The sequence below is a fragment of the Pseudooceanicola nitratireducens genome (genome assembly GCF_900109195.1).
GTDB lineage: Bacteria > Pseudomonadota > Alphaproteobacteria > Rhodobacterales > Rhodobacteraceae > Pseudooceanicola > Pseudooceanicola nitratireducens.
Window position 1 is genome coordinate 360,101 of the sequence record NZ_FNZG01000001.1, and the last position, 19,087, is coordinate 379,187.

Genomic DNA, 19,087 nt, shown 5'->3' on the forward strand with positions numbered 1-19,087 from the left:
ACTCTCTGACCCACGGGACTACACCCACTTTTTTACGCGCGACAAGAAAAATTTTTCGCGGTAAAGTTTGCGGTGAGAATTTTGTAAAGAAGACCGGGTTGGACAGGATGCAGGGTAACAAGATCCGCAATATGGACGAATTCGCCGCGCTTTGCGGCATTTCGCGCCCGACCGTGTCCAAGTATTTCCACGACCCCGCCAGCGTGCGTCCCAAGACACGGGCGCGCATCGAACAGGCGCTGGCGGACTATGACTACACGCCCAACATTTTCGCCATGAACCAGAACCGGAAGCTGACGAAGAACGTCGGCATCGTGGTGCCCTACCTGGCGGATCCCTTCTTTGCCGAGATCGCGCGCAACCTGGAACAGCGCTGCATCGACGCGGGCTATCGGCCCAGCCTGCATTCCTCGCACGGGAAACCCGAGCTTGAGAACGACATCCTCGACAGCCTGCGGTCGCTGAAACCGGCGGGCGTGCTGCTGGCCCCGCTTGGCCGTGTCTCGGACCCGGGGGTGATCGAGAAATTCTGCGCCGATGTGCCCACGGTCCTGTTCGACAGCTACCTGCCGGATGCGGGCCTGGCCTTTGTCGGGTCGGACAACCCGCAGTTCTCGCGGTTGATGGTCGATTACCTCTGCCGGACGGGCGAACCGCCCTGTTTCTTCGAGATGAAGCACCCGACCAACCCGAACGCCAACCGGCGGCGGCAAAGCTATATCCAGGCAATGACCGCCCTTGGTCACGAACCGCAGATCTTCCAGGCCGAGGGCAAGGGCTGGGACTTCGAAGAGATCGGCCGCCGCGAAGGCGGCAGGGCGCTGGCCGAAGGGGCCTTCCGCACCAACACCGTGCTCTGTTCCAACGACCGTCTGGCAATCGGTTTCCTGTCGGCCTGCTACGAAAGCAAGATCCGCGTCGGCATCGAGGCCGACTGCGACATCCGTGTCGCGGGCCACGACGACCACCCGTTTTCGCGCTTTACCTGCCCGTCGCTGACCACGGTCGCCCAGGATTACGAGGAAATCTCGCGCCGCTCGGTCGAGCTTTTGTTCGCCGCGATCGAGGGCGACAAGACCGAGGGCACGGCGGGCGGCACGCGGCAGGATTACTTTCTCGAGGGCAGCCTGATCATGCGGAAGTCCGCGTGAGTAAAGCTGAAACTTTCCGCGCGTAAAATTTATTTTGACAGCGCGATCAGCTTTGCCCTAGGGTCCCCGCAGTTACATCCAACGCTAGGGAGGATTCGGATGTTCTTGAGGAACGCACTTCGTGCGGCGACGGCTCTTACGCTGGTGACCGCAGCAACCGCGCAGGCCGACACGATCACCATCGCAACTGTGAACAACGGCGACATGATCCGCATGCAGGGTCTCACCGAGGAATTCACCAAGGCGACCGGCCACGAGGTCGAGTGGGTGACGCTGGAAGAAAACGTTCTGCGCCAGCGCGTGACCACCGACATCACCACCAAGGGTGGCCAGTTCGACATCATGACCATCGGCATGTACGAGACGCCGATCTGGGCCAAGAACGGCTGGCTGGTCGCGCTGGACGACCTGGGCGACGACTATGACGTCGACGACCTGCTGCCCGCGATGCGCGACGGTCTCAGCTATGACGGCACGCTGTATGCCGCGCCCTTCTACGGCGAAAGCTCGATGATCATGTACCGCACCGACCTGATGGAAAAGGCCGGTCTGGACATGCCCGAAGCCCCGACCTGGGAGTTCATCCGCGACGCCGCCGTTGCGATGACCGACAAGGAAAACGAAGTCTACGGCATCTGCCTGCGTGGCAAGGCCGGCTGGGGCGAAAACATGGCCTTCCTGACCGCCATGTCCAACTCCTTCGGGGCCCGCTGGTTCGACGAAAACTGGACCGCCCAGTTCGACAGCGCCGCCTGGAAGGACACGCTGACCTTCTATCTCGACATGATGGACCGCGCGGGCCCTCCGGGCGCGTCGAACAACGGCTTCAACGAAAACCTGTCGCTGTTCCAGCAAGGCAAATGCGGCATGTGGATCGACGCCACGGTTGCGGCGTCCTTCGTGACCAACCCGAACGATTCCTCGGTGGCTGACAAGGTCGGCTTTGCGCTGGCCCCCGACACCGGCAAGGGCAAGCGCGGCAACTGGCTCTGGGCATGGGCGCTTGGCATCCCGGCCGGCACCGACAACGAAGCTGCCGCGAAAGAGTTCATCTCCTGGGCGACCTCCAAGGCCTATATCGAACTGGTCGCCTCGAAAGAAGGCTGGGCCAACGTCCCCCCGGGTGCGCGTACCTCGCTCTATGAGAACGAGAACTACAAGGACATCCCTTTCGCGCAGATGACCCTGAAGTCGATCAACTCGGCCGATCCGCTGAACCCCTCGGTCGATCCGGTGCCCTACCAGGGTGTCCAATTCGTCGCGATCCCGGAATTCGCGGGCATCGCCACCGAAGTCGGCCAGGAATTCTCGGCCGCGCTGGCCGGCCAGCAATCCGCAGATGAGGCCCTGGAAAAAGCCCAGGCCCTGACCGTGGATGCCATGGAAGCGGCCGGTTACTAAGGCTCCTTACGCGGGGGGTGGGCCAACTGCCCCCCGCACCCTTATTCTGATCCCGAATTCCGTCGCTGTTCGGCCACCCGTCGGCCGTCCCCGATCCCTATCCCGTCCAGGCCTCCGATCTGTGCTGTGACCGGCACCGGACCCGGACCAAGACCCGCCCCGTGGCGTTCGGCCCGGCCCCTGATTGGCCCGATCCGTCGACCCACCCAACACGCGTCCCGCAGGAGGTGCATTGTGGCAACCAAGGCTTCGCGTTCCGCAGCCCGGCTGATGATGGCCCCGGCCGTCGTCCTGCTCCTGGGGTGGATGCTCGTCCCCCTGATCATGACGCTGATCTTCTCGTTCAAGAAGTACCTGCCGCTGCGCGGTGGCGACCTGGGCTGGGTCGGCTTCGACAACTACGTGCGGTTCGTCACCTCCTCGGCCTTCTGGCCTGCGGTTCAGGCGACGCTGATGATCGTCGGCGGCGTTCTGGCCATCACCGTGATCTTCGGCGTGCTTCTGGCCATGCTGCTGGATCAGCCGATGTGGGGGCAGGGGGTCGTGCGGATCCTGGTGATCGCACCCTTCTTCGTCATGCCGACCGTCTCGGCGCTGGTCTGGAAGAACATGTTCATGGACCCGGTGAACGGCGTCTTTGCACATCTCTGGAAGGCTTTCGGGGCCGAGCCGATCCAATGGCTGACCCAGGCGTCCCTGCCGTCGATCATCATCATCGTCGCCTGGCAATGGCTGCCCTTCGCCACGCTGATCCTGCTGACCGCGATCCAGTCGCTGGACGGCGAACAGCTCGAGGCGGCGGAAATGGACGGCGCACCGCCCCTGAAACGCTTCTGGTACATCGTCCTGCCGCACCTGGGCCGCGCCATCACCGTGGTCGTGCTGATCCAGACGATCTTCCTTCTGGGCATCTTCGCGGAAATCTTCGTGACCACCCAGGGCTCGTTCGGGACCAAGACGCTGACCTACCTGATCTTCCAGCGCGTGCTGGAAAGCCAGAACGTGGGCTTGGGCTCTGCCGGCGGCGTCTATGCCATCATCCTCGCCAATATCGTCGCGATCTTCCTGATGCGGATCGTGGGAAAGAACCTCGATGCCTGATCGCCTGTCCCGCGCCCGCCCCATCCTCTTGCCGAAAATATCCCGGGGGGAGTCCGCAAGGACGGGGGGCAGCGCCCCCCACGCCCCCCTGGCCCCAAAGCGGGCCGCCAACCGGGAAAGGAGTTGAGCCATGGCCCGCGCTGTCACCAACCAACGCAAAGCGATCAACACCGCCTTCGCCTGGGCGATCGGCCTGCTGATCTTCTTCCCGATCCTCTGGACGATCCTGACCTCTTTCAAGACCGAGGCCGAGGCGATCGCCTCGCCGCCCTACTTCCTGTTCTTCGACTGGACGCTGGAAAACTACGCGGTGGTGCAGGAACGGTCTAACTACGCGCGCTACCTCTGGAACTCGATCGTGATCGCCGGGGGCTCGACCCTCCTGGGCGTGATCATCGCGGTGCCGGCGGCCTGGTCCATGGCCTTCGTGCCGTCGAAACGCACCAAGGACATCCTGATGTGGATGCTCTCGACCAAGATGCTTCCAGCAGTGGGCGTGCTGTATCCGATCTACCTGATCTTCATCAAAATGGGCCTGCTCGACACCAAGATCGGCCTGGTCGTGGTGCTGATGCTGATCAACCTGCCGATCATCGTCTGGATGCTTTACACCTACTTCCGCGAAATCCCCGGCGAGATCCTGGAAGCCGCACGGATAGATGGCGCAACCCTGCGCGAGGAAATCCTGTACGTGCTGACGCCGATGGCGATCCCCGGCATTGCCTCGACCATCCTGCTGAACGTCATCCTCGCCTGGAACGAAGCCTTCTGGACCCTCAACCTGACCGCCGCCAAGGCCGGTCCGCTGACGGCCTTCATTGCCAGCTATTCCTCTCCCGAGGGGCTGTTCTACGCGAAACTCAGCGCCGCCAGCACCATGGCGATCGCCCCGATCCTCATCCTTGGCTGGTTCAGCCAGAAGCAACTTGTCCGCGGCCTGACCTTCGGCGCGGTGAAATGATCCCGCCCCTTTGGGGTAGGCAATAGTAAGGGAACAAAACCATGGGACGCATCACGCTCGACCAGGTCACCAAGAGCTTCGGTTCCGTTCAGGTGATCCCGCCGCTGGATCTGACCATCGAGGACGGCGAATTTACCGTGTTCGTCGGCCCCTCGGGCTGCGGGAAATCCACCCTGCTGCGCCTGATCGCGGGGCTCGAGGACATCTCCTCGGGGCAGATCCGCATCGACAAGCAGGACGCCACCCATGTGCCGCCCGCGAAACGCGGCCTGGCGATGGTCTTCCAGTCCTACGCGCTTTACCCGCATATGTCGGTGCGCAAGAACATCGCCTTCCCGCTGAAGATGGCGCAGATGGACCAGGCCGAGATCGACCGCCGCGTGAACGGCGCGGCCGAGGTGCTGAACCTGACCGACTACCTTGACCGCCGTCCCGGACAGCTTTCGGGCGGTCAGCGTCAGCGCGTGGCCATCGGCCGGGCGATTGTCCGCGAACCGGCGGCCTTCCTGTTTGACGAACCGCTCTCGAACCTCGATGCGGCGCTGCGCGTCGGCATGCGCCTTGAGATCAGCGAACTGCACAAGCGTCTCAAGACGACGATGATCTACGTGACCCACGATCAGGTCGAGGCCATGACCATGGCCGACCGGATCGTCGTGTTGCAGGCGGGCGTGATCGAACAGGTGGGATCCCCGCTGGAACTGTACCGCGAACCCCGCAACCTGTTTGTCGCGGGCTTCATCGGCAGCCCCCGGATGAATTTCATCGAAGGCCCCGAGGCCGCGAAATACGACGCCCATACCATCGGCATCCGTCCCGAACATATCGCCGTGGCCGAAGGCGACGGGGCCTGGTCCGGTGTCGTCGGCGTGGCGGAACATCTGGGGTCCGACACCTTCTTCCACATCCACGAAACCGGGCTGGCCGAAACGATCACCGTGCGCGCCGATGGCGAAGTGGGCTTCAACCACGGCGACCGGATCACCCTGTCGCCCCGCACCGACATGATCCACCGCTTCGACGCCAGCGGGCTGCGCATCGCATGACCCGGCTGGCTGGAAAAACCGCGCTGATCACCGGCGCGGCCCGCGGCATCGGCCTGGCCTTTGCGCAGGCCTATGTGGCCGAAGGTGCCCGCGTGGCGATTGCCGATATCGACATCGCCCGCGCCCGCGATGCGGCTGCCGGGATCGGTGACGCGGCCATCGCGGTCGAAATGGACGTGACCCGGCAGGACAGCATCGACGCCGCCGTCGCCGCGACCGTCGACCAGTTGGGCGGCATCGACATCCTGGTCAACAACGCCGCCATCTTCACCGCCGCCCCGATCGCTGAGATCACGCGCGACGACTTCGCCCGCACCTTCGACATCAACGTCGCAGGCACGCTCTTTACCCTGCAGGCGGTGGCGAAACACATGATCGACCGGGGGCAGGGCGGCAAGATCATCAACATGGCCTCCCAGGCCGGGCGGCGCGGGGAATCCTTGGTCGCCGTCTACTGCGCCACCAAGGCCGCGGTGATCAGCCTGACCCAATCGGCCGGTCTGAACCTGATCGAACATGGCATCAACGTGAACGCCATCGCGCCCGGCGTGGTCGATGGGGAACACTGGGACGGCGTGGACGCCTTTTTCGCGAAATACGAAGGCAAAGCCCCGGGCCAAAAGAAGAAAGAGGTCGGCGAAGCCGTGCCCTTCGGCCGCATGGGCACCGCGCAGGACCTGACCGGCATGGCGGTGTTCCTTGCCTCGGACGACGCCGACTACATCGTCGCCCAGACCTACAACGTCGACGGCGGCAACTGGATGAGCTGACCGTGAGGTCGGCCAGGGAAGACAAGAATGAAGCTTTCGAACGCCACGCTGGACCAGCTGCCCGAAGGGATCGCCCGCCCGAGTTATGATCGCGCGACGCTGACCCCGGGCATCCTGCACATCGGCCTGGGCAATTTCCACCGCGCCCATCAGGCCTGGTATCTGCACCGTCTGATGCAGGCCGGTCAGGCGCAGGACTGGGCCATCCTGGGCGCGGGTGTCCGCGCCTACGACGAAGCGCAGCGGGTGAAGCTGGCCGAACAGGACTATCTGACCACGCTGATCGAACTGGACCCACAGGGCACGCAGGCCGAGGTCGTGGGCTCGATGATCGGCTATGTGCCGATCGCCGACGACCACGCCCCCCTGATCGCCGCCATGTCGGACCCGGCCATTCGCATCGTGTCGCTGACCGTGACCGAGGGCGGCTATTACCTGGATCCCGCCACCAAGAAATTCGATCCGACCCACGCCGACATCCGCCATGACGCCGGCCTGTCCAACGCGCCGCGCACCGCCTTTGGCGCGATCATCGCCGCCCTGCGCAACCGCCGTGACGCGGGGCACGGGCCGTTTACCTGCCAAAGCTGTGACAACCTGCCCGGCAACGGCCGCCTCCTGCGCGAGGTCGTGGTGTCCCTGGCCCGCCTGTCCGACCCGGAGCTGGCCGACTGGATCGACATCGAATGCAGCTTCCCCAATTCGATGGTGGATTGCATCGTGCCCGCCACCGGCCCGCGCGAGGTTCAGCTGGCCCGGGATCTCGGGATCGAGGACGCCGCCCCCGTCACCCATGAGAACTTCCGCCAATGGGTGCTCGAGGATGACTTCTGCGCCGGGCGCCCCGCGTGGGAAGACGTCGGTGCCACCTTTACCGACCGCGTGCATGATTACGAGGCGATGAAGCTGCGGATCCTCAACGGCGGGCATCAGGTGATCGCCGCCCCGGCCGAGGTGCTTGGCCTGACGACCATCGCGGAGACCATGGCCCATCCGCAGATCCGCGCACTGTTCCGCAAAGTCGCGCTAGAGGAAATCGGCCCCCATGTTCACGACGTCCCCGGCATGACGCCCGCGCAGTATGTCGACCTGATCGACCGGCGGTTTTCCAACCCCGCGATCCTCGACACCGTGCGGCGCGTGGCCTTTGACGGATCGTCGCGCCACACCGGGGCGGTGCTGCCGGTGATCCGCGATGCCATCGCCGCCGGAACGCCCCTGGACGGTCTGGCCCTAAGCCAGGCGCTGTGGTGCCGGATGTGCGAAGGCACCCGCGAAGACGGCACCACGGTCGAACCGAACGATCCCTTCTGGGCCCAGCTTCAGGCCGCTGCCAGTGCCGCCCGGACCCGCCCCGCCGCCTGGCTGGACCTGCGGCAGTTCTATGGCGATCTGGGCGACGATCCGCGCTTTGCCGGTGCCTTCGACCGCTGGCTGCGCGCGCTTTGGGCCGACGGGGTCGAACCGACCCTGGCCGCCTATACTGGGTAGGCCATGGCGTACCTCGGGATTGATCTTGGCACCTCGGGTCTGCGGGCGCTTCTGGTGGATGACGCGGGCAGGCCCCTTGCATCGGTCGAACGCGCGCTGAGCACGCAGCATCCGCACCCCGGCTGGTCCGAACAGGACCCCGCCACCTGGATCGCCGCGCTGGAAGCCGCGGTGGCCGAGCTTCGGGACACCGCGCCCGATTTCGCCGCGATCCGGGGGATCGGCGTTGCGGGGCATATGCACGGCGCGACCCTGCTGGACGCCTCTGACCAGGTGATCCGCCCCTGCATTCTGTGGAACGACACCCGCAGCCATGCCGAAGCCGCCGCTTTGGACGCCACGCCCGGCCTGCGCGAGTTGTCGGGGAATATCGTCTTCCCGGGCTTCACCGCGCCAAAGCTCGCCTGGGTACGGGCGCATGAACCGGACCTATTTGCCCGCGTGGCCAAGGTGCTGCTGCCGGCCGCCTATCTGAACCTCTACCTGACCGGCGATCACGTCGCCGACATGTCCGACAGCGCCGGGACCTCCTGGCTGGACGTGGGCGCGCGGGATTGGTCGGACACCCTGCTGGACGCAGGAGGGCTGCGCCGCGACCAGATGCCCCGGCTGGTCGAGGGCAGCGCCCCCGCCGGTCAGCTGCGCCGCGATCTGGCGCAGGCCTGGGGGCTGGGGCAGGTCACGGTGGCGGGCGGTGCGGGCGACAACGCCGCCGCCGCCTGCGGCATCGGGGCCCTGGCCGAGGGGCAGGGGTTCGTATCCCTTGGCACCTCGGGCGTGGTTCTGGCGGCGCGCGACGGATACCATCCCGCCCCCGAGACCGCGCTGCACACCTTCTGCCATGCGGTGCCGGGGCGCTGGTACCAGATGGGGGTCATGCTGTCCGCCGCCGGGTCGCTGTCCTGGTTGGCGCAGATGGTGGGCCGCAAGCCCGCCGATCTGGTCTCTGACCTGGGCGAGGCGCTGACCGCCCCCGGAGCCGTCACCTTCCTGCCCTATCTCTCGGGCGAACGGACGCCGCACAATGACGCCGCCGTGCGCGGGGCCTATACCGGATTGTCCGCCGGCACCGACCTGGCCGACATGACCCGCGCCGTGCTGGAAGGCGTGGCCTTTGGCCTGCGCGACAGTGCCGAGGCGCTGCGGGCCACCGGGGCCCAGCTGGATCAGCTGTTTGCCGTGGGCGGCGGGGCGTCGTCCCGGCTGTGGCTTCGGATGATCGCCACGGCGCTGAACGTGTCGCTGGCCCTGCCTGCGGGGCGCGAATTCGGCGCGGCCCTGGGCGCTGCGCGGCTGGCCATGGTTGCCGCTGGGGCGGACGAGGCCCGGGTGATGTCGCCACCGCAGGTGGACGAGGTGATCGCGCCGGATGCGGATCTGCGTGCGGCGTTTGATGACGGCTATGCGCGGTTCCGGGCGCTGTATCCGAAGCTGGCGGGGTAGGGGGGCTGCTGGTGCTGCCCGCCGGCGTGTTCACCATATTGGATTACGGTCCGTCGCGCTGAGCTTCTGCGCTGGATCTCACTTTGCCATCAAAGCACCGGTCCTGAGAATACTGTCCCGCCCGGCGGCACGCCGGGCAGCGCCGACCCGCCCCCCTGGGGCGGCGCTTATGCGCCTCCCCGCGGGCCGGCGCTGCCCTTGGCGAAGACCTCGGAAGTTGGCGTGCCGGTTTGAGGCGACCTGCGCCCCGTGGCTCCACCCGAGTTCAGGCTTCACGGGCCGGTGCTGCCCTCTGTGTGGACCTCTGAGGAAAGAGAGCCGGTTCGGGTTTCCGAAGGCAATTCGCGCCGGTAAAACGCGATTGGCTTATTTGGACGCAATCGGACAAGCGAAGAGCAGCTTTTCGGCCCCCCATACCCTCCCCCAAAACAAACCGGCGGCCCCAAGTGAAGCCGCCGGTCAAAACTCAATCAGAAACCCGGATCAGAAGGTCTGATCATAGTCCCCGACCGCCGGTTCGGTGCGGATCACATCGTCGATCTCCTGGAAGATCGCGCGCAGCTCCGCCTCGGACTCGGAACTCTCGCAAACCACCACCAGGTTGGGCGTGTTCGACGAAGCGCGCACCAATCCCCAGGAGCCGTTGTCCAGGATCACCCGGGCGCCGTTCACGGTCACGACCTCTTTGATCGGACGGCCGGCAAAGCTGTCGCCGGCCTCGGCCTTGGCGACCAGTTTCTCGACCAGCCGCTCGAGGATGTCGTATTTCTCGGTATCGGCGGCATAGGGCGACATGGTGGGTGTCGACCAGGTCTTGGGCAGGGCCTTGCGCAGGTCCGACATCTTCATGTCCGGGTTACGGTCCATCAGCTTGCAGATCTCGACCGCGACGCGCATGCCGTCGTCATAGCCACGGCCCACGGGGCTGGCCATGAAGTAATGGCCCGACTTCTCGAACCCCGCCAAGGCACCCAACTCGTGCACGCGGCGCTTCATGTGGCTGTGCCCGGTTTTCCAGTAATCCGCCTTCACGCCATTGGCGCGCAGTTCCGGGTCAGAAGCAAAAAGCCCGGTGGATTTCACATCCGCCACGAAGGTCGCGTTCGGATAGATCTTGGACAGGTCGCGGGCCATGATGACACCCACCTTGTCGGCAAAGATCTCTTCACCCTCGTCGTCGACCACGCCACAGCGGTCGCCGTCGCCGTCAAAGCCAAGCGCCATGTCGGCACCCGAGGCTTTCACGCTGTCGGACATGTCGTGCAGCATTTCCATGGCTTCGGGGTTGGGGTTGTAGTTCGGGAATGTGTAGTCGAGCGTATTGTGGCTATCGACCACCTCGACCCCGATGCGTTTGAAGACCTCGGGCGCAAAAGCGGCGGCGGTGCCGTTGCCGGTGGCGCAGACGACCTTCAGCTTGCGGGACATTTTGAAATCCCCCACGAGGTCGTCGATATAGGCGTCCCAGACACCGTCGACGAATTCATAGGACCCGCCTGGGCGCGGTTCGCCCTTGCCTTCAAGCACGATGTCCTTCAACTCGCCCATCTCGTCGGGGCCGTGGGTCAGGGGCATGTCAAAGCCCATCTTCACGCCCGTCCAGCCGTTCGGGTTGTGCGAGGCCGTGACCATCGCCACCGCGCAGCCGCCCAGGTGGAAGCTGCTGAAATAGGCCATGGGCGTGATGCAGGGGCCGATGTCGCGGACCTTGATGCCGGCCTGCATCAGGCCCAGGATCAGCGCGTTCTTGATGGCCAGCGAATAGTCGCGATAGTCGTTGCCGACGGCGATCTCGGGCTTGATGCCGCGCTTGTGCATCTGCGTGCCAAGACCCAGGCCCAGGGCGGTCATGCCGGGCAGGTTGATCTCGTCCGGGTATTTCCAGCGCGCGTCATATTCGCGGAACCCCGTCGGCTTGATCATCGCATCGCGCAGGAATTCCCAGGTATTCGGGGTCACGTCAGCAATCGGTTTGGTCACGTCAATCTCTCTTCTGTCAGGCGCGGACCGGGGGCCCGCGGGTCTTTTATATGTCACATGCCGTTGTAACGGCTTGATGGGGGCGCGTCAGCCAATCCTGTCCGAATGACCAGGCAACCCATCCGTTTTGGAAACTTTGCCGTAATCTTCGGCCCATTGGTCCCTAGCTCGACACCTGTTCGCGCAGAATCGACGCGGTGAGCGAGATCATCAGGTAGATCCCCGAGAGGATCAGGAAAGCCAGGATCGTGTTTTCGAACTTGCGCGGATAGCTGGGATCCTCGGCCGCGACCGGGTTGACCGAGGTGGTGAGGTACCGCACCTGTCGGTTCGCCTCCAGCTCGGTCTGTTTTTCGTTCTGCAGCGCGGATTGCAGGAACAGATCCGCCGTCGCCAGGTCGGCCTGGGCCATCTGGATGCGCGCGGCCTTCTCCGCCAGCGAGGTCTCGCCGGTGGTGGCATCGGTCATCTTGGCGTTCAACTCGGCCAGCAGGGCGCGCAGCCGGCGCACATCGCCTTCGACCCCTTCGACGCGGGCCTGGTTGGGCCGGACGTTGTCCAGAAGCGCCTGAAGCTGCAGCTCTTTCTCTTGCAGCTGGACCTCGTAATTCGAGATCTGCGTGCGGAGCGAGGCGATATAGCCCTCGGGGTCGACAAAGTTGTCTTCCTGCAGCCGCACCAGCGCCTCTTGCGCGACGCGGCGTTCTTCCTTGGCCTTCTCAAGCGAGGCACGCGCCGTGGCCATGCCGTCTTCGCGCTTGCGGCGCGACAGCTCGTCCACGCGTTCCTCGGCATAGGTGATCAGGTGATCGGCGAATTGCGCGGCGATGGCGGGATCGGCGGCGGCGACCTCCATCTTGATGACCCCTTCGGTCGGGTCATAGGCAATCTTCACGTATTTCTTGTAGACCTTGTAGGCGTCTTCGTTCGATGGCGTGTCGGCCATGCGCTGGATCGGGTCGATCCAGTCCTGCGTGAAATGCGCCTTGAAGCCCATGTCCTCGTCCAGCCGCAGCATCGCGTCCTTCGACTGGAGATAGCTTTGCACCGCGATGGCGTCCTGGTTGGTGGCAAACTGGGTGCCCTGCAACAGCCCACCGATGCCCGACCCGCCGGCGTTGTCGGCCTGCAGGATCAGGAACTCGGCCTTTGACGAATACATCGGCGTGGCAATGGCATAGAAGTAATAGCCCGCCAGGATCGCCGGGGCGAAAACGAAAAACGACAGCCGGGTGAACAGCAGGACCAGCCGGCGGCGGCGGCGGCGCGCGATGTCGCGCTGGATGTCCATGATCTCTCGCGCGCGGCGGTCGGCGGGGTTCACCTCGGTCGAGGGAAGGTTGGCCTGATCCAGCGGCACGGTCTTGGGAAGCGTTTCCCCGCGCTTGGCGGGCACGCCGGCCTGCGCGGTTGCGGCCCCGGCAGCGGCCCCGCCCGATCCGGCACCGGGCACCACCAGTTCCAGCATGTTCGTGGGCTTGAACGGGTCGATGCCCTTGGCGCGCAGCTGGCGCACGGCGTCGAAATCGCTGGTCGGGGCCAGCCCGTATTTCTGCGCCACGCGCCGCGCCATGCGCAGCTGGCGGCCCGTAAGGCCTTCGCGGCGGATCGCGTTGATGTCGGTCTCGGCGCTGACTTCTGTGTCTGAACTGACCTCACCGCTGCGGGCGGTGTTGGTCTTGGCGGGCTGTGCCGCATCGGCAGGCGTGGCAGGGGTGGGCTGCTGCGCCGGGGCCGCGCCCTCGGGCTGACCCTGGGCCGGGGCGGACCTGCGCGGTGTCTGGGCGGCGCGCGGGGCCTGGCCGTCCTTCAGCGCGGCCAGCGATGCCGCGCGGCGGCGCGCCACATCGGCCATGGAATTGGCGGCCCCGGCGGGGGCTTGCGGCGGTGTGGCCCCAGCCGGGGTCTCGGGCGTTTCAGGCGCGGCGGCCCCTTCGCCCGAGGCCTCGGGACGGGGCTGCGCGGCACGCGGCGCGCCATCGTCGGCCTTGCGGATGCGGAATTTCCTAGCCTTGGGTTTCGTAGTCATAGAGCTGTTTCGCTTCTTCCAAGGTGTCGAACATATGCAGCTGGCCGCCCATCAGAACGGCGGCCTCACGGGCGAATTTCTGTAGCGTCTCGGGCTGGTGCGACACGATCACCACCGTCGTCGTGCGCAGCCGTTCCCGAAGGATGTCCCCGGCCTTGCGGTTGAATTCCACATCCGTGCTGGCCGGCATGCCTTCGTCGATCAGGTACATGTCAAAGTCTAGCGCCAGCATCAGCGAAAACGAAAACCGCGCCCGCATGCCCGACGAATAGGTGCCAAGAGGCTGGTCGAAATATTCCCCCAGCCCGCACAGCCAGCGGCAGTAGGCCTCGACGTAATCCGGGTCCAGCCCGTAGATCCGTGCGATATAGCGCGAGTTCTCCATGGCCGAGTGCTTGTTGACCACGCCGCCCATGAAGCCAAGCGGGAACGAGATGCGGCAGTCGCGCCTGATCTCGCCCTCGTCCGGTTTTTCCAGCCCCGCCATCATGTTGATCAGCGTCGTCTTGCCGGTGCCGTTCGGGGCAAGAATGCCCAAGGACCGGCCAAGCTCTACCCGGAAGGAGACCTTGTCGAGGATCACCTTGCGCTGGCTGCCGGTCCAGAAGGACTTGCTCACGTTCTCGAATTCGAGCATCGGCTCGCTCCGGGGTCTGCTCTGCCGTTACCTTAGGGTTGATCGGTTAACGGGCTTTGGATTTTTGCGCCAATATGGCGGATTTTGCCCACAGCTGCCAAGCAAAGACATGTGAGCGACGTGTAAGAACGTGAAAACCGGGGCATTTTGGCCCCGGTTTCGCGGTCTTTAGGTGGATTTCCCGGTCTCAGGCGATCAGCGGCGCGGCCAGGGACCAGGCCAGACCGGCCAGAAGCGCGCCGATCATCGCCAGGCCGACATAGGCGGCGAAGACCCGCGGCTTGACCAGCGCCCAGACCGCCACCGCCGCCGGGATGCAGGTCACGCCGCCCGCCACCACAAAGGACATCGCGGCTCCGGGGGCCATGCCCTGCTGCAACAGCCCGTCGACCAGCTGCACCGCCGCATAGCCGTTCAGATAGGCCGGGGCCCCGACCAGTGCGCCCAGCACGATCGGCATCAGCCCGTCGCCGCCCAGCACCCCGGCGATCCAATCGGCGGGCACATAGGTCAGCATCAGGCTTTCGATCAGATAGGCCAGCACCAGCCATTTCAGCAGGAAGACGGCGTTCTCCAGCACCGCATCCCGGAAGGTGGTGCGGCGGGCGGGATCGCTCCAGAACCGCCAGACGGGCCGACCGGAAAAGGGCTGTTTCACCCCGCAGCAGCCGCCGACCTGGGGTTTTTCCCGCAGCGGATCCGCAAACACCGGTGATCCCTTGGCCAGCATCGCCACAAAGCCGCCCAGCAGGCCAACCCCGACCGCCGCCAGCGTCTTGCCAAGCGCGAAGGGCAGGCCAAGCGCGCCGCTGGTCACCACGAACATCGCCGGGTCCATCAGCGGAGAGGCCAGCCAGAAGGCCATGACTGCCGACAGGGGCGTGCCCACGGCCAGAAGCGCGGCGATAAAGGGGATCACCTCGCACGAACAGAAGGGCGACAGGCCGCCCAGAAGGGCCGCCATGACGATCATCCGGACCTCGTTGCCCTCGAACGCGCGGGCGATCGTCGTTTCCGCCCCCGAGGCCTTGAGGTATCCGATCGCCAGCACCGCCACCGCGATGATCGGCGCGGTATTGGCCAGCGCCCGGGCGGCAAAGCCCAAGGTCGGGCCCAGCTGGGGCAGGTCGGTCAGCGCCAGCACCACAAGGATCAGGGCCGAGGCCGCCCAGGCCTTGTCGATGCGCCGCCAAAGCTGGCCCAGGGGGCTGCCGCCGGGGGTGTCGTGGGAATGAAGCTCAGCCATGGTCGTGTCCTTTGGCGGTGTCGCAGGTGTCCGCGTCGGCGCAGCATTCGCGCAGCAGGAACCCGGCCAGATCGTGCAATTCGTCATAGGCCACGGCGGCACAGATGATGCTGCGGCCCTGTTTTTCCTGCCCGACCAGCCCGGCCTGGGTCAGGATCTTCATGTGATGCGTCAGGGTCGATCCGGTGATGCCGGTCCGGTCCCCGAGCGCGCCGATGGTCAGGCCCGCAGGCCCCGCCCGCACCAGGGTGCGCAGCACCAGAAGCCGCTGTTCGCTGCCAAGCGCCGCAAAGGTCGACGCCGCCTGTTCCAGTCGCAGCCCGCCGGTTTCGGTGTCAGATAGATCAGGATGATTCATTTTCATGATTCTAGAAATATCGAAGGGATGGCGCTCCGGCAAGACATTTCGAAATCCTTCGAAGTATTCACCCGGCGCGCGCCCCGCTTTGCCCTTGCCCTTCCGCCCCCGGGCCCCATGATCCTGCCCATGACCGCCCCCGCTGCCCCCGCCACAGACGACCTGATCCCCCGTATCCGCGCCTGCCGGATCTGCGCCGACCGTTTCGCCGCCAGCGCCACCCGCCATGCGCCGCGTCCGGTGCCCTGGTTCGCGCCCTCGGCCCGGATCCTGATCGCGGGGCAGGCCCCGGGCTTGCAGGTGCATGAAAAGGGCCGGCCTTTCGACGACCGCTCGGGCGACCGGCTGCGCGACTGGCTGGGGATTGATCGGGACACCTTCTATGACCGGACCCGCATCGCCATCGTGCCCATGGCCTTCTGCTTTCCCGGCTATGACGCCAGGGGATCCGACCTGCCGCCGCCAAAGATCTGCGCCGAAACCTGGCACACGGAGGTCCTGCAGGCATTGCCCCAGGTCCGCCTGCGGATCGTCATCGGGGCCTATGCGCAGCGCTATCACCTGGGGGCGCAGGCCTATGCGGCGGTGAAACCCTTCCGCGACCATCTGCCGGACACGATCCCCTTGCCTCATCCGTCGTGGCGCAATACCGGATGGCTGAAACGCAACCCCTGGTTCGGAGCCGAGCTTCTGCCGGTCCTGCGCCAAAGGGTGAAGGAGGCCCTGACGTGACCGAAACGACCCCGCTGGATACCGCCCACGCCGCGATGGAGGCAGCGCCCGACGATGACGCCGCCCGCCTGCGGTTCTACGAACGCCTTGCCGACAGCGAATTGTTCCTGATGCTGACCGAGGAAGTCTCGGGCGATCAGATCAGCCCCGACCTGTTCGAATTGCCCGACGCCACCTTTGCGCTGGTCTTCGACCGAGAGGACCGGCTGGCCCAGTTCGCCGGGCGTGCGGTGCCCTATGCGGCGCTGTCGGGCCGGGCGATCACCGGCATGATGGCAGGGCAGGGCATCGGCCTTGGCGTGAACCTTGATGTCGCGCCCTCGGCCATCCTGATCCCGCCGCAGGCGGTGGACTGGCTGGCGCAGACCCTTTCGGCCGCGCCGGATGAGGTCGAGGAACGCATCGCCGAATTCACCCGCCCCGCAGCCCTGCCTGAATCGCTTCTCACCGCGCTGGACACGAAGCTGGCGATGACCGCCGGGCTGGCGCGTCAGGCCTATCTGGTCGGCACAACGTCTGAGGCCGGGACCAAGGGGCATCTGCTGGCCTTTGTCGCGGCACAAGAAGACGCACGCCCCGCGCTGGCCAAGGCCGTGGGCGAGGCGCTGACCTTCTCGGGGCTGGACGCGGGCGTGCTGGATGTGGGGTTCTTCGATCCGCATGATCCGGCGGCAGCGGCGCTGGCCCGCCACGGTCTGCGCTTTGACCTGCCCGAGCCCGAGGCCCCCCGGAAGGTCGAACATGTCGCCCCCGGCAGCGACCCGGACAAGCCGCCCAAGCTGCGCTGACATCTGCCAAAGAAAAAGGGGCTGCCCGGTCGATCCGCCGGGCAGCCCCTTTTACGTGATGTTTGTATCTGGTTCCGCGGCCAGAACCGGCAAGGATTACAGCGGCCAGATGAACGGGATACAGGCCGAAACCAGAAGCCCCATGGACAGGTTCAGCGGGATGCCCACCTTCATGAAGTCGGTGAACTTGTAGCCGCCCGGCCCGTAGACCATCATGTTGGTCTGATAACCGATCGGCGTGGCGAAACTGGCCGAGGCCGCGACCATCACCGCCACCACCAGCGGGCGCGGGTCGATGCCCACCACCTGCGCCAGCCCGATGGCAATCGGGGTCACCACCACCGCCACAGCGTTGTTCGACACCAGTTCCGTCAGGATCGAGGTCAGCAGGTAGATCGACCAGATCACGAAGAAGGGCGGCAGCCCTTGCAGGAAGGGTGCGACCGCGTTCACGATCAGCTCGACCGCGCCGGAATGCTCCAGTGCTGCACCCACGGCGAGCATGGCAAAGATCATGGTCAGCAGCCGGCCTTCGACAAAGGAAAACGCCTCGTCCGCGTCGATGCAGCGGGTCCACAGGACCACCGCGACCGCCAGCACCGTCAGCAGGAAGATCGGCGCCACGCCAAAGGCCGCAAGCCCGACGATGGCCAGAAGGGCGCCGATGGCGATCGGGGCCTGTTCGCGGCGATAGGCCCGGCCCGTGGGCTGGGTCACGTCGACCATCTCCATTTCCTGCGACAGGCGGCGGATGTCCTCGGGCGCGCCTTCAAGCAGCAGGGTGTCGCCGACGCGCACAATGGTCTCGTCCAGCTGGCGGCCTATGTTCTGGTTCCGGCGATGCACGGCCAGCACATAGACCCCGTAGCGGCGGCGCAAGCGCATGGACCCAAGCGCACGGCCGACCATCTTGCAGCCCGGCGCGATCAGCGCCTCGACCGTGGTCGTCTCGACGGCGGAAATCTGGTCAACGCGCTTCAGGCTTTTCGTGCGCTGCAGCGACAGAAGTTCCGAGATCTGACTGCGCAGCACCACGATGTCGCCGACCTGCAGCACGACCTCTTTCAGGTTGCGGCGCAGCGACTGGTCGCCCCGCACCACGTCGATCAGCCGCACGCCTTCGCGCTTGAACAGCTGCACGTCCAGCACCTCGCGCCCGATCAGGTTGGAATCCGGCGGCACCACAGCCTCGGTGAAGAACTTCATCTTCGAGCGGTCCGACAGCATGTCGGCCATGCTGTCGCGTTCCGGCAGCAGCCAGCGGCCCACGACCACCAGGTACAGCATGCCCCAGGCGACGACGACCAGCCCGATCGGCGTGACCTCAAAGATCGAGAAGGGCGCAAGCCCCTGCGCCCGCGCGACACCATCCACCAGAAGGTTGGTCGAGGTGCCGATCAGCGACAGCGTGCCGCCCATGATCGCGCCGTAGGACAGCGGGATCAGCAGACGCGAGGCATTGATGCCCAGCTTGCGCGCCAGCTGCACGAAGACCGGGATCATCACGACGACGACGGGCGTATTCGCCACGATGGCCGAGGCCAGCACCACGAAAGCCATCAGCGCGGCAATCGCCACCCTGGGCCGGGACGAATAGCTTTCCGCCAGCTGGGTGAAGGCATCCAGCGCCCCGGTCCGCACCAGCGCGCCCATGACAAGGAACATCGCGGCGATGGTCCAGGGGGCCGGGTTCGACAGCACCGACAGCGCGTCGTCATAGGGCAGAAGACCAAGGAACAGCAGGATCGCCACGCCGCCGATGGCGACGACCTCGGTCGGATAGATCTCTCGTACGAAGAGAACGAACATCAGCCCCACGACCATAAGGGTCAGCACGGCTTCTCCGGTCGGAGAAATGTTCAACAGGTCCAGCAAGATGTGCTCCGCCTTGAGTTCAGGCCCCGTGTCCCTTGCGGAAGGCCGGGGCGATATCGCGGTCCCTATCTAGAGGCG

Annotated in this window: 16 protein-coding genes; 10 read left to right on the forward strand and 6 right to left on the reverse strand. The window is 65.5% G+C overall.

All coding sequences use genetic code 11. The annotated features are described in order from the left end of the window. The first annotated feature begins 107 nt into the window (after positions 1–107). From BMX99_RS01700 to xylB, 8 genes are all read left to right on the forward strand, one after another. Entirely contained in the window at positions 108–1,151 is a 1,044-nt protein-coding gene (locus tag BMX99_RS01700; protein WP_093446350.1) for a LacI family DNA-binding transcriptional regulator, read from the forward strand. 99 nt (positions 1,152–1,250) lie between these two features. Then, complete coding sequence (locus BMX99_RS01705; protein WP_093446354.1) at positions 1,251–2,552, forward strand: ABC transporter substrate-binding protein; 1,302 nt, start codon at positions 1,251–1,253, stop codon at positions 2,550–2,552. A 234-nt stretch (positions 2,553–2,786) separates the two neighbouring features. Then, on the forward strand, positions 2,787–3,653 hold the full coding sequence (locus tag BMX99_RS01710) for a carbohydrate ABC transporter permease (RefSeq protein ID WP_093446357.1): 867 nt from the start codon (positions 2,787–2,789) through the stop codon (positions 3,651–3,653). A 130-nt stretch (positions 3,654–3,783) separates the two neighbouring features. After that, positions 3,784–4,614, forward strand: a complete 831-nt coding sequence (locus BMX99_RS01715) for a carbohydrate ABC transporter permease (RefSeq protein ID WP_093446359.1) — start codon at positions 3,784–3,786, stop codon at positions 4,612–4,614. 41 nt (positions 4,615–4,655) lie between these two features. Continuing rightward, the gene (locus tag BMX99_RS01720; protein WP_093446362.1) at positions 4,656–5,660 is read left to right on the forward strand and encodes an ABC transporter ATP-binding protein; all 1,005 of its coding nucleotides are present in this window, start codon (positions 4,656–4,658) and stop codon (positions 5,658–5,660) included. After that, positions 5,657–6,430 carry an L-iditol 2-dehydrogenase gene (locus tag BMX99_RS01725; RefSeq protein WP_093446365.1) on the forward strand — a complete coding sequence of 258 codons (774 nt, stop codon included), beginning with the start codon at positions 5,657–5,659 and terminating at the stop codon, positions 6,428–6,430. The genes BMX99_RS01720 and BMX99_RS01725 overlap by 4 nt, the downstream gene beginning before the upstream one ends. Positions 6,431–6,457: 27 nt before the next feature. Continuing rightward, positions 6,458–7,921 (forward strand): mannitol dehydrogenase family protein, encoded by a 1,464-nt coding sequence (locus BMX99_RS01730; RefSeq protein ID WP_093446371.1) that lies wholly within the window; start codon positions 6,458–6,460, stop codon positions 7,919–7,921. Between the two features lie 3 nt (positions 7,922–7,924). Then, positions 7,925–9,364: a xylulokinase gene (gene xylB / locus BMX99_RS01735; protein ID WP_093446375.1), complete on the forward strand. Its 1,440-nt coding sequence runs from the start codon at positions 7,925–7,927 to the stop codon at positions 9,362–9,364. A gap of 483 nt (positions 9,365–9,847) precedes the next feature. On the opposite strand, the gene BMX99_RS01740 is transcribed toward xylB, so the two are convergent. The 5 genes from BMX99_RS01740 to BMX99_RS01760 all read right to left on the reverse strand — a co-directional run bounded on the left by BMX99_RS01740 (position 9,848) and on the right by BMX99_RS01760 (position 15,620). Continuing rightward, positions 9,848–11,344, reverse strand: a complete 1,497-nt coding sequence (locus BMX99_RS01740) for a phosphomannomutase/phosphoglucomutase (protein WP_093446378.1) — start codon at positions 11,342–11,344, stop codon at positions 9,848–9,850. Positions 11,345–11,507: 163 nt separating this feature from the next. Then, entirely contained in the window at positions 11,508–13,373 is a 1,866-nt protein-coding gene (locus BMX99_RS01745) for a capsule biosynthesis protein (protein ID WP_093446380.1), read from the reverse strand. Continuing rightward, on the reverse strand, positions 13,351–14,010 hold the full coding sequence (locus BMX99_RS01750) for an ABC transporter ATP-binding protein (RefSeq protein WP_093446383.1): 660 nt from the start codon (positions 14,008–14,010) through the stop codon (positions 13,351–13,353). Before BMX99_RS01750 ends, BMX99_RS01745 begins: the two co-directional genes overlap by 23 nt. Positions 14,011–14,197: 187 nt before the next feature. After that, a complete protein-coding gene (locus BMX99_RS01755; RefSeq protein WP_093446386.1) occupies positions 14,198–15,256 on the reverse strand; it encodes a permease in 1,059 nt (352 codons plus the stop codon). Continuing rightward, a complete protein-coding gene (locus BMX99_RS01760) occupies positions 15,249–15,620 on the reverse strand; it encodes an ArsR/SmtB family transcription factor (RefSeq protein WP_093446389.1) in 372 nt (123 codons plus the stop codon). The genes BMX99_RS01755 and BMX99_RS01760 overlap by 8 nt, the downstream gene beginning before the upstream one ends. Before the next feature lie 123 nt (positions 15,621–15,743). On the opposite strand from BMX99_RS01760, the gene BMX99_RS01765 reads away from it, so the two are divergent. Beyond that, positions 15,744–16,346 carry a uracil-DNA glycosylase family protein gene (locus tag BMX99_RS01765; RefSeq protein WP_093448382.1) on the forward strand — a complete coding sequence of 201 codons (603 nt, stop codon included), beginning with the start codon at positions 15,744–15,746 and terminating at the stop codon, positions 16,344–16,346. Beyond that, positions 16,343–17,134 carry an SseB family protein gene (locus tag BMX99_RS01770; RefSeq protein WP_093446393.1) on the forward strand — a complete coding sequence of 264 codons (792 nt, stop codon included), beginning with the start codon at positions 16,343–16,345 and terminating at the stop codon, positions 17,132–17,134. The genes BMX99_RS01765 and BMX99_RS01770 overlap by 4 nt, the downstream gene beginning before the upstream one ends. Positions 17,135–17,230: 96 nt before the next feature. On the opposite strand, the gene BMX99_RS01775 is transcribed toward BMX99_RS01770, so the two are convergent. Next, positions 17,231–18,958 carry an SLC13 family permease gene (locus BMX99_RS01775; RefSeq protein ID WP_409371762.1) on the reverse strand — a complete coding sequence of 576 codons (1,728 nt, stop codon included), beginning with the start codon at positions 18,956–18,958 and terminating at the stop codon, positions 17,231–17,233. Positions 18,959–19,087 lie beyond the last annotated feature (129 nt).

What these genes read in the sequence shown, in the direction of transcription:
- BMX99_RS01700 (WP_093446350.1), top strand. Translation starts at nt 108, where the DNA reads ATGCAGGGTAACAAGATCCGCAATATGGACGAATTCGCCGCGCTTTGC.
- BMX99_RS01705 (WP_093446354.1), top strand. Translation starts at nt 1,251, where the DNA reads ATGTTCTTGAGGAACGCACTTCGTGCGGCGACGGCTCTTACGCTGGTG.
- BMX99_RS01715 (WP_093446359.1), top strand. Translation starts at nt 3,784, where the DNA reads ATGGCCCGCGCTGTCACCAACCAACGCAAAGCGATCAACACCGCCTTC.
- BMX99_RS01720 (WP_093446362.1), top strand. Translation starts at nt 4,656, where the DNA reads ATGGGACGCATCACGCTCGACCAGGTCACCAAGAGCTTCGGTTCCGTT.
- BMX99_RS01725 (WP_093446365.1), top strand. Translation starts at nt 5,657, where the DNA reads ATGACCCGGCTGGCTGGAAAAACCGCGCTGATCACCGGCGCGGCCCGC.
- BMX99_RS01730 (WP_093446371.1), top strand. Translation starts at nt 6,458, where the DNA reads ATGAAGCTTTCGAACGCCACGCTGGACCAGCTGCCCGAAGGGATCGCC.
- xylB (WP_093446375.1), top strand. Translation starts at nt 7,925, where the DNA reads ATGGCGTACCTCGGGATTGATCTTGGCACCTCGGGTCTGCGGGCGCTT.
- BMX99_RS01745 (WP_093446380.1), bottom strand. Translation starts at nt 13,373, where the DNA reads ATGACTACGAAACCCAAGGCTAGGAAATTCCGCATCCGCAAGGCCGAC.
- BMX99_RS01750 (WP_093446383.1), bottom strand. Translation starts at nt 14,010, where the DNA reads ATGCTCGAATTCGAGAACGTGAGCAAGTCCTTCTGGACCGGCAGCCAG.
- BMX99_RS01755 (WP_093446386.1), bottom strand. Translation starts at nt 15,256, where the DNA reads ATGGCTGAGCTTCATTCCCACGACACCCCCGGCGGCAGCCCCCTGGGC.
- BMX99_RS01760 (WP_093446389.1), bottom strand. Translation starts at nt 15,620, where the DNA reads ATGAAAATGAATCATCCTGATCTATCTGACACCGAAACCGGCGGGCTG.
- BMX99_RS01765 (WP_093448382.1), top strand. Translation starts at nt 15,744, where the DNA reads ATGACCGCCCCCGCTGCCCCCGCCACAGACGACCTGATCCCCCGTATC.
- BMX99_RS01775 (WP_409371762.1), bottom strand. Translation starts at nt 18,958, where the DNA reads ATGGTCGTGGGGCTGATGTTCGTTCTCTTCGTACGAGAGATCTATCCG.